8 protein-coding genes and 1 pseudogene are annotated in these 7029 nt (G+C 67.5%); 6 read left to right on the top strand and 3 right to left on the bottom strand.

The genetic code is table 11. The features are described from left to right. Positions 1–154: pseudogene (locus VML93_RS16935) on the top strand (alpha/beta hydrolase); the annotation flags it as partial. A 25-nt stretch (positions 155–179) separates the two neighbouring features. Continuing rightward, the gene (locus tag VML93_RS16930) at positions 180–1013 is read left to right on the top strand and encodes an enoyl-CoA hydratase/isomerase family protein (RefSeq protein WP_325612382.1); all 834 of its coding nucleotides are present in this window, start codon (positions 180–182) and stop codon (positions 1011–1013) included. A gap of 41 nt (positions 1014–1054) precedes the next feature. Here the strand turns inward: VML93_RS16930 and VML93_RS16925 are convergent, their stop codons facing one another. Beyond that, on the bottom strand, positions 1055–1384 hold the full coding sequence (locus tag VML93_RS16925) for a nitroreductase/quinone reductase family protein (RefSeq protein WP_414686382.1): 330 nt from the start codon (positions 1382–1384) through the stop codon (positions 1055–1057). Between the two features lie 87 nt (positions 1385–1471). After that, a complete protein-coding gene (locus VML93_RS16920; RefSeq protein ID WP_325612386.1) occupies positions 1472–1924 on the bottom strand; it encodes a DUF1772 domain-containing protein in 453 nt (150 codons plus the stop codon). A gap of 117 nt (positions 1925–2041) precedes the next feature. On the opposite strand from VML93_RS16920, the gene VML93_RS16915 reads away from it, so the two are divergent. After that, positions 2042–2620 (top strand): TetR/AcrR family transcriptional regulator, encoded by a 579-nt coding sequence (locus VML93_RS16915; protein WP_325612376.1) that lies wholly within the window; start codon positions 2042–2044, stop codon positions 2618–2620. 12 nt (positions 2621–2632) lie between these two features. Here VML93_RS16915 and VML93_RS16910 read toward each other — a convergent pair whose 3' ends face one another. Then, positions 2633–3295 carry a class I SAM-dependent methyltransferase gene (locus VML93_RS16910; protein ID WP_325612374.1) on the bottom strand — a complete coding sequence of 221 codons (663 nt, stop codon included), beginning with the start codon at positions 3293–3295 and terminating at the stop codon, positions 2633–2635. 90 nt (positions 3296–3385) lie between these two features. Here VML93_RS16910 and VML93_RS16905 point away from each other — a divergent pair, with 90 nt between their 5' ends. From VML93_RS16905 to xylB, 3 genes are all read left to right on the top strand, one after another. Beyond that, on the top strand, positions 3386–4177 hold the full coding sequence (locus VML93_RS16905; RefSeq protein ID WP_325612372.1) for an AraC family transcriptional regulator: 792 nt from the start codon (positions 3386–3388) through the stop codon (positions 4175–4177). 97 nt (positions 4178–4274) lie between these two features. Then, positions 4275–5549, top strand: a complete 1275-nt coding sequence (locus VML93_RS16900; RefSeq protein ID WP_325612370.1) for a PE family protein — start codon at positions 4275–4277, stop codon at positions 5547–5549. A gap of 9 nt (positions 5550–5558) precedes the next feature. Continuing rightward, entirely contained in the window at positions 5559–6953 is a 1395-nt protein-coding gene (gene xylB / locus VML93_RS16895; RefSeq protein WP_325612368.1) for a xylulokinase, read from the top strand. Positions 6954–7029: the final 76 nt, after the last annotated feature.

Genomic DNA, 7029 nt, shown 5'->3' with positions numbered 1-7029 from the left:
CGCGAACGCGAGCGAGATCTTCCGGTTGGCCCGCCACCCGCGCAGCTTCGTCTCGCTCGAGGGCTCCGATCACCTGCTCACCAAGCGCGGCCAGGCTCATCGGGCGGGCCGGATCATCGGCGCCTGGGCCGACGCATACCTGGGCGATCCGTAGGGGCCTGCTATGGCAAGCTCTGCCGATGAACGCCTACCAGGATTACCAATGCCTTCGCATCTCGGCCGCGGACGGGATCTGCCGCGCGACCATCGACCATCCGCCGATCAATCTGCTTGATCTCGACCTCATCCTGGAACTCGGCCGGTTGGCGACCGAAGTGACAGCCGACGAGCAGGTGCGAGTGCTGATCGTGGACTCGGCGGATCCGGACTTCTTCATCGCGCACGCCGATCTCAAGCTCATCCAGATGATGCCCACCGACGACACCACCTTGCACGATGAGCTATCGCCATTCCACGCGATGGTGGAACTGTTCCGCACCATGCCGAAGGCGACGATCGCGGTCATCGAGGGCATCGCCCGCGGCGGCGGCAGCGAGACCGCCCTGTCGTTCGATATGCGGTTCGCCGCGCTCGGCAAGGCCCGGCTTTCTCAGCCCGAAGTCGCCGTCGGGATCATCCCGGGCGGCTCCGGCACCCAGCGGTTACCCGGGTTGGTCGGCCGGGCGCGGGCCCTGGAAATCGTCCTCGGGTGTGCGGACATCGACGCGGAGACCGCCGCCGCATGGGGTTACGTCAATCGCGCTCTGCCACTTGAAGAACTGCGGCCGTTCGTCGACGCGCTGGCGGCGCGCATCGCTTCGTATCCGGCTGAGGCGGTCGCTCGGGCCAAGCGGGCCGTTGACACCGCTGTCGCCGCCGTCGGCGATCCCAGCCACGGCCTGAAGGTCGAGGACCAACTGTTCCGTGAGACCCTGGGCCTCCCTGGGGCCGCCGAACGCATGCAGGCGCTCCTGGACGCGGGTGGGCAGACCCGCGATGCCGAGCGCGGCGATCTGCTCGCGTTGCTGACCTGATCACCGCGCTCGGCATCGCGGTATGACGCGATTCGGCTGGGTCAGTCGGTCAGTCGCACGGTGACGGTGACGCGTCCCTTGTCGTCGCGCTCGGCAACCGCATGCCCGGTGTGCTCCGTCCCGTCCAGTCGCACCGTGACTGGGCCTCCGCTGCCGACGAAGTTGCGCCACCACGTCTTCGCCTCGGCCATGTTGGCGCTGATCATGACCGCGTCACCGGTGCGGCGGTATGCCACTGGGATGCTGAACGTGCGTCCGGAACGGCGTCCGGTATAGCTGAGCATCGCGATGTTGCTGTTCACCCGCCTGCCGAAGAGTGTCGAGTTGACCACCGCGGCAACCGGCGCGTTGAAAAGCGGTGCGGCGCGCATCAAAAGTCGTCCCAGTGTTTTCGGTCGTGTTGTCACGATCACTATCCCTTCAGGTGTGGATCATGCGGGGATCTCGGGCCACTGCGGTCAGGCGATCAGCGTGACGCACAGCGCGGCGAGTGCGAGGGCCTGCAGGATGGCACGAGCGTTGATGATGCGGTCCCAGTTGGACTGCAGCGCACGTGCGTTCGGTGGGACCTGATGGTCGGCGGCAGCCTGGGTGAGCTGGCGGTTAATCGGCGCGCTGATTCGCATGTAGAGCGCGATCCACGCCAGCAGTAGCACCACCGCACAGCCTGCCGAAACTGTTTGGTCCCATTGACCGGCCAGCGCGAACAGTGCGGCGCTTGCGATGGCGGCCACGCCGCCGACGACACCGGGCACCGGCATGCGCCGGTCGCCGTAACGATGCACGTTGCCCATCACCGCGACCAGGGCACGATCGTCGACGAGGGCCAATGCCGGTCGCTGAACAATCGCGCAGAACACGTCCGTGCCATAGACAACCGCCGTACCCAGCACCGAGATCAGCGCCAGCATCTTGGCGAGTTCTATCACGTCGCACCTCCCGTTAAGTCGTAATGCTAGCAACGCTAGCGTCAGCGTCGGACTGTGTCAATAGCATTGCTACCATATATATCGGTGCTATCATCAGGCATGGCTATCAATGAACGCCGCGCTCGCGAGCAAGCCGCACGTCGTCGGCTGATCATCAGTACGGCACGGAAATTAGCCGAAACCGAGGGTTGGGAGGGCGTCACCACGCGTCGGCTCTCCGACGAGATCGAATACAGCCAACCGGTGTTGTACAAGCACTTCTCGGGCATGGACGACATCGCCGAGGCCGTGGCGATCGACGGCTTCGGTGAACTGGCCGAGGTGCTGTCCGATGCTCGTCGCGGGCGACGGACCCCCAGGGCGACGCTCAAACGAGTGGCGCTTGCCTACATCGACTTCGCCACCGAGAACCCGGCGCTCTACGACGCGATGTTCACCCGCGCCACCACATTGCGATTCGCCGACGCGGCTACGCCCCCCGAACTGTCGGAGTCCTTCGCCGAGTTGCGTCAAGCAGTCACACAGATCGCCGGTCGCCAGGATGTCGACACCCTCACCGAAGTGCTGTGGGCGGCGCTGCACGGGCTGGTTATGCTCAGCCGCGGAGCCCGGTTACGTCCCGGGCTACAGTCTGCTCGAGTCGAGCTCCTGATCAGTCAGTTCTGCCCCGCACCGTAATGCCGGCACCAATTAGAGTCCGGGCCGCGTTGCGCGGTAGATCGAAAGAGATCCTGACACCGTGCGAATCACCGATGCTTCAGTGACGTTCGCGAAGCCGGCCTGCTCGATAAGCTCGGGCAAGATCCCGTCCGCGTTGGGCTGCGTGTCCTTCTTGCCATCGGCGTACTGGACGATCCGGAATCCCAGCCGCATCAGGGCGCTGCGCTGCCATCCGTAGTCAGCGATGACGAGTTCACCCCCTGGCCGCAACAGCTCGAACATGTTGCCGATGATCGCTCTCTTCATCGGTACCGGACACTGGTGCAGCACCAGGCTCGAGACCGTCTTGTCGGCCGTCCCCGGCCCGACGAGCTCGGCGGCCCGGTCCCCCATGCCAGGCACGAATTCGATCTCCAGGCCTGCTTTGCGCACTTTCGCGCGCGCTATGGTGAGGATCTCCGGGTCGGGATCGACGCCGATCACCCGGGCCGCCGGCTGGTCGCGCTTGATCATCAGCGCCAATGATGCAGTGCCACAACCGATATCGACGACCACCTCACCCGGGGCAGGCGCAAGCTGCCGAACCGCCGCGGAACGCCAACGCTGCTCGCGCGTCAACAATGCGACGAGGGTGTCGTAGTACTTGGTCCACCTGCGGTTACCCGTGGCCGGTGTAAAGGACTGCGCTGACATGAGTTCTAGTCGTACCATCGGTCAGCGATGACTGTCTCTGCACAAACGGCCACAATCTTGTCCTCAGCGGACACGACCGAGATGGTTGACATGCGCCAGGGAGGTCGGCCCACCGCGGGAGCCTTCGTCTACGAAGGGCAGCGGGTCACCACCACGCGGCACGCCCACGATCTGCATCAGCTGGAGTACGTCGTCCAGGGTGTGCTCGAAGTCGAGACCGACGCGGGCGCCTACATCTTGTCCGAACGACAAGCCGCGTGGATTCCCGCCGGACTCGGGCACATCAGCACCATCGACACACGAGTGCGCTCGGTGTCGATATTCCTGCATCCCATCCTCATGCAACCGGCCCGCCAAGCAGCCGGAATCGTGGTGGTATCACCGCTGATCCGGCACATGATCATGTACGCCTGCCGGTGGCCCATTGACCGCCAGTCGTCAGGCGCGACGGCCGATGCGTACTTCCAGTGCTTCGCCGAGCTGCTCACCGAACTTCTCGAGTCGCAGAGCCCGTTCAGCTTGCCCACGACCAACCATCCGCAACTCGGGACGGCGCTCCAACTCACGCGTAATGCACTGGCGGACATCACGATTGACCAGGCCGCCGCTGCCGCGGGTATGTCCGCCCGTTCGCTGCGACGGCTGTGCGACCGCGAATTGAAGATGACCTGGCGTGAGTACACCCAGCAGGCCCGTCTGATGCGGGCCGCGGCACTGCTTGCCGATCCCGAGTTGAGCGTTCTGCAAGTCGCGACCCGAGTCGGCTTCGACAGTGCCAGTTCGTTTACCCGGGCATTCCGCAGCGCGTGGGGCCAGCCTCCGTCGGCCTACCGTCGCCACGGTAGCGAGTTGCCGGAAAAGTCATCCGCCCAACTCGGGTGATGCCGGGCATCGGCGGGCATAGTATTCCCTCGGCGGCTCTCCATCGGTGACCGGCAAAAGCCGGTTGCCGCGTCTGTGCCACACCTGGAGGTGCGGGATGTCGTTTGTGATCGCGGCGACCGAATATGTGTCGGCGGCAGCTTCGGATTTGGCCAGCATCGGTTCGACGATCAGCGCGGCCAACGCGGCCGCGGCCTTCCCGACATCGGCGGTGCTGCCGGCGGGTGCCGACGACGTCTCGGCGAGCATCGCGGCGCTGTTCGGTGCGCACGCCAAGGCGTATCAGGCGATGAGTGCGCAGGCTGCGACTTTTCACAGCCAGTTCGTCCAGCTGATGAACGGGGGCGCGGGCCAGTATCTGAGCGCCGAGGCCGCCAACGCCGAGCAGGCCATGCTGAACGCGGTCAATGCGCCCACCTTGGCGTTGGCGAACCGGCCGCTGATCGGCAACGGCACCCCCGGAGCCCCGGGGCAGCCGGGCACGGACGGCGGGATACTGATTGGCAACGGCGGTAACGGTGGCCCGGGCACCGCAACGCTCGACGGCGGCAGAGGCGGGGATGCCGGACTGTGGGGCAACGGCGGCAATGGCGGGCCCGGCTTCAGCGGCACGACGCCCACCGCCGGCGGTAACGGTGGATCCGGCGGACTGCTGCATGGCCGCGGCGGTAACGGCGGGGCCGGCGGCAACGCTACGGGCGTTGCCTTCGACGGCGCATCGGGCGGTGATGGCGGCGTGCCCGGGCTGTTCGGCCGGGGCGGCAACGGCGGCGCCGGTGGCAACGGGAACAACCTGGGCGGCGGCAGCGGCGGTGATGGCGGAGCGGGCGCTGACGGGGGGACCCTGTTCGGCCCTGGCGGAGACGGCGGCAACGGCGGCCTTGCCTTTGCTACCGGGCTGATCAGCGGCGACGGCGGGAACGGCGGCAACGGCGGAGGCGGCGGACTCCTTGCCGGCAGCGGCGGTAATGGCGGCAACGCCACGCTCGGCATGGGCACCGGTAGCCAGAACGGTGTTGCCGGCAACGGCGGCAGCGCCCAGTTCGTCGGCAACGGCGGCAACGGCGGCCTTAACGGCCTGAGCGACCCGCTGTTCGGGCAGGCCGGCAAGGCTGGGATGTTCATCGGCAACGGCGGCAGCGGCGGATCAGGGCAAAACGGGGCGGACGGCGGATTGGTGCTGGGCAGCGGTGGGAACGGCGGCGACGGCGCCGCGGGAGCCTCCGACGACGGCGGCGACGGCGGCAACGCCGTCGGGCTGGTCGGCAACGGCGGCAAGGGCGGGAACTCGGTGAACAACGGGACCCCGGGCACCGGCGGTGTCGCAGGGCTGCTGCTCGGCAACAGTGGCGCGAACGGGGTGTCGACCTAGCCTTATCAAGTGACCCTGGTTGCCGGTATCGATTCGTCCACTCAAGCCTGCAAGGTTCTAATCTGCGATGCCGACACCGGCGAGGTGGTGCGCCAGGGCCGCGCCGCCCATCCCGACGGCACCGAAATCGACCCGGCGGCATGGGAATTCGCCGCCCAGCAAGCAATCGCAGCCGCCGGTGGTTTCGACGACGTCGACGCGGTCGCGGTCGGTGCGCAGCAACACGGCATGGTCTGTCTCGACGAGACCGGCCAGGTGGTGCGTCCCGCACTGCTATGGAACGACGTCCGGTCAGCCGACGCGGCACGCGCGCTGGTCGACGAGCTCGGCGGCCCCCGCGCGTGGGCGCAGGCCGTCGGCGTCGTGCCGCTGGCCGCGGTGACGGTGGCCAAGCTGCGCTGGCTCGCCGACCACGAGCCACAGCATGCCGATCGCACGGCGGCGGTCTGCCTGCCGCACGACTGGCTGACCTGGCGTCTCGGTGGGCACACCGAGATTGCCGAGCTGACCACCGATCGCAGCGATGCCAGCGGCACCGGTTACTACGACGCCGCCAGCGGCGCTTACCGTTTCGACCTCGTCGAGCTGGCCATACGCGGTCGCGGTCCTCAGCTGCCGACCGTTCTCGGGCCATCGGAGCGAACCACCAGTGGCACAAAGACATTCGGTGCGGGTCTGGGCGACAACGCCGCGGCCGCACTCGGCCTGGGCGCCGAGGAGGGTGATGCGATCGTCTCGATCGGAACCTCGGGAGTGGTGTGCGCCGTCGCCGCAGACCCGGTCCGTGACGACAACGGGTTCGTGGCCGGATTCGCCGACGGCACCGGCCGTTACCTTCCGCTGGTGTGCACGCTCAACGGCGCGCGGGTGCTGGACGCGGCCGCGACGATGCTGCGGGTCGACCACGACGAGCTGTCCCGGTTGGCACTGTCGGCGCCGCCGGGCAGCGAAGGCCTGGTCCTGGTGCCCTACTTAGAGGGCGAGCGAACTCCCAACCGTCCCAACGCGACTGGCGCGCTACACGGTCTGCGCGTGTCGAACGCGACGCCGGCCAACTTGGCCAGGGCCGCGGTGGAGGGGCTGCTGTGCGCGCTGGCCGAGGGCCTTGCGCAGCTGACCGTGCATGGCGTCCGCGCCCGCCGGATACTGCTGATCGGCGGCGGCGCCCGATCGGAAGCGCTGCGCGAGATCGCACCCGCGGTGTTCGGGGTGCCGGTGCTGGTCCCCAGTCCCGCGGAATGCGTCGCTTTGGGCGCCGCCCGACAAGCGGCCTGGGCCTTGAGCGGATCGCCCCAACCACCCGCCTGGAAACCCCCGGCGACCGGCGAGCACACCACCGTCTCGGTGCCGGCCGTCCTGGAACGCTATGCGCGCGTGCGTGACCTGACCGAAGGGGCCCGCTGAGCCAATCCGGCAAGTAAAGCCCGCTCGAATGGGTGCGGCTGTTGCCGAGAGAGGTCTATCGTTCAGCCCAGGGTAG

The sequence above is a fragment of the Mycobacterium sp. genome (assembly GCF_035499775.1).
Classification (GTDB): domain Bacteria; phylum Actinomycetota; class Actinomycetes; order Mycobacteriales; family Mycobacteriaceae; genus Mycobacterium.
The sequence above is the reverse complement of the archived record's forward strand: the minus strand, read 5'-3'. Positions and strand labels throughout refer to the sequence as shown.

Bases quoted from the DNA above. Each gene is read 5' to 3' on its own strand.
- VML93_RS16930 (WP_325612382.1), top strand. From the start codon at position 180: ATGAACGCCTACCAGGATTACCAATGCCTTCGCATCTCGGCCGCGGAC.
- VML93_RS16925 (WP_414686382.1), bottom strand. From the start codon at position 1,384: ATGCGCGCCGCACCGCTTTTCAACGCGCCGGTTGCCGCGGTGGTCAAC.
- VML93_RS16920 (WP_325612386.1), bottom strand. From the start codon at position 1,924: ATGCTGGCGCTGATCTCGGTGCTGGGTACGGCGGTTGTCTATGGCACG.
- VML93_RS16915 (WP_325612376.1), top strand. From the start codon at position 2,042: ATGGCTATCAATGAACGCCGCGCTCGCGAGCAAGCCGCACGTCGTCGG.
- VML93_RS16910 (WP_325612374.1), bottom strand. From the start codon at position 3,295: ATGTCAGCGCAGTCCTTTACACCGGCCACGGGTAACCGCAGGTGGACC.
- VML93_RS16905 (WP_325612372.1), top strand. From the start codon at position 3,386: ATGCGCCAGGGAGGTCGGCCCACCGCGGGAGCCTTCGTCTACGAAGGG.
- VML93_RS16900 (WP_325612370.1), top strand. From the start codon at position 4,275: ATGTCGTTTGTGATCGCGGCGACCGAATATGTGTCGGCGGCAGCTTCG.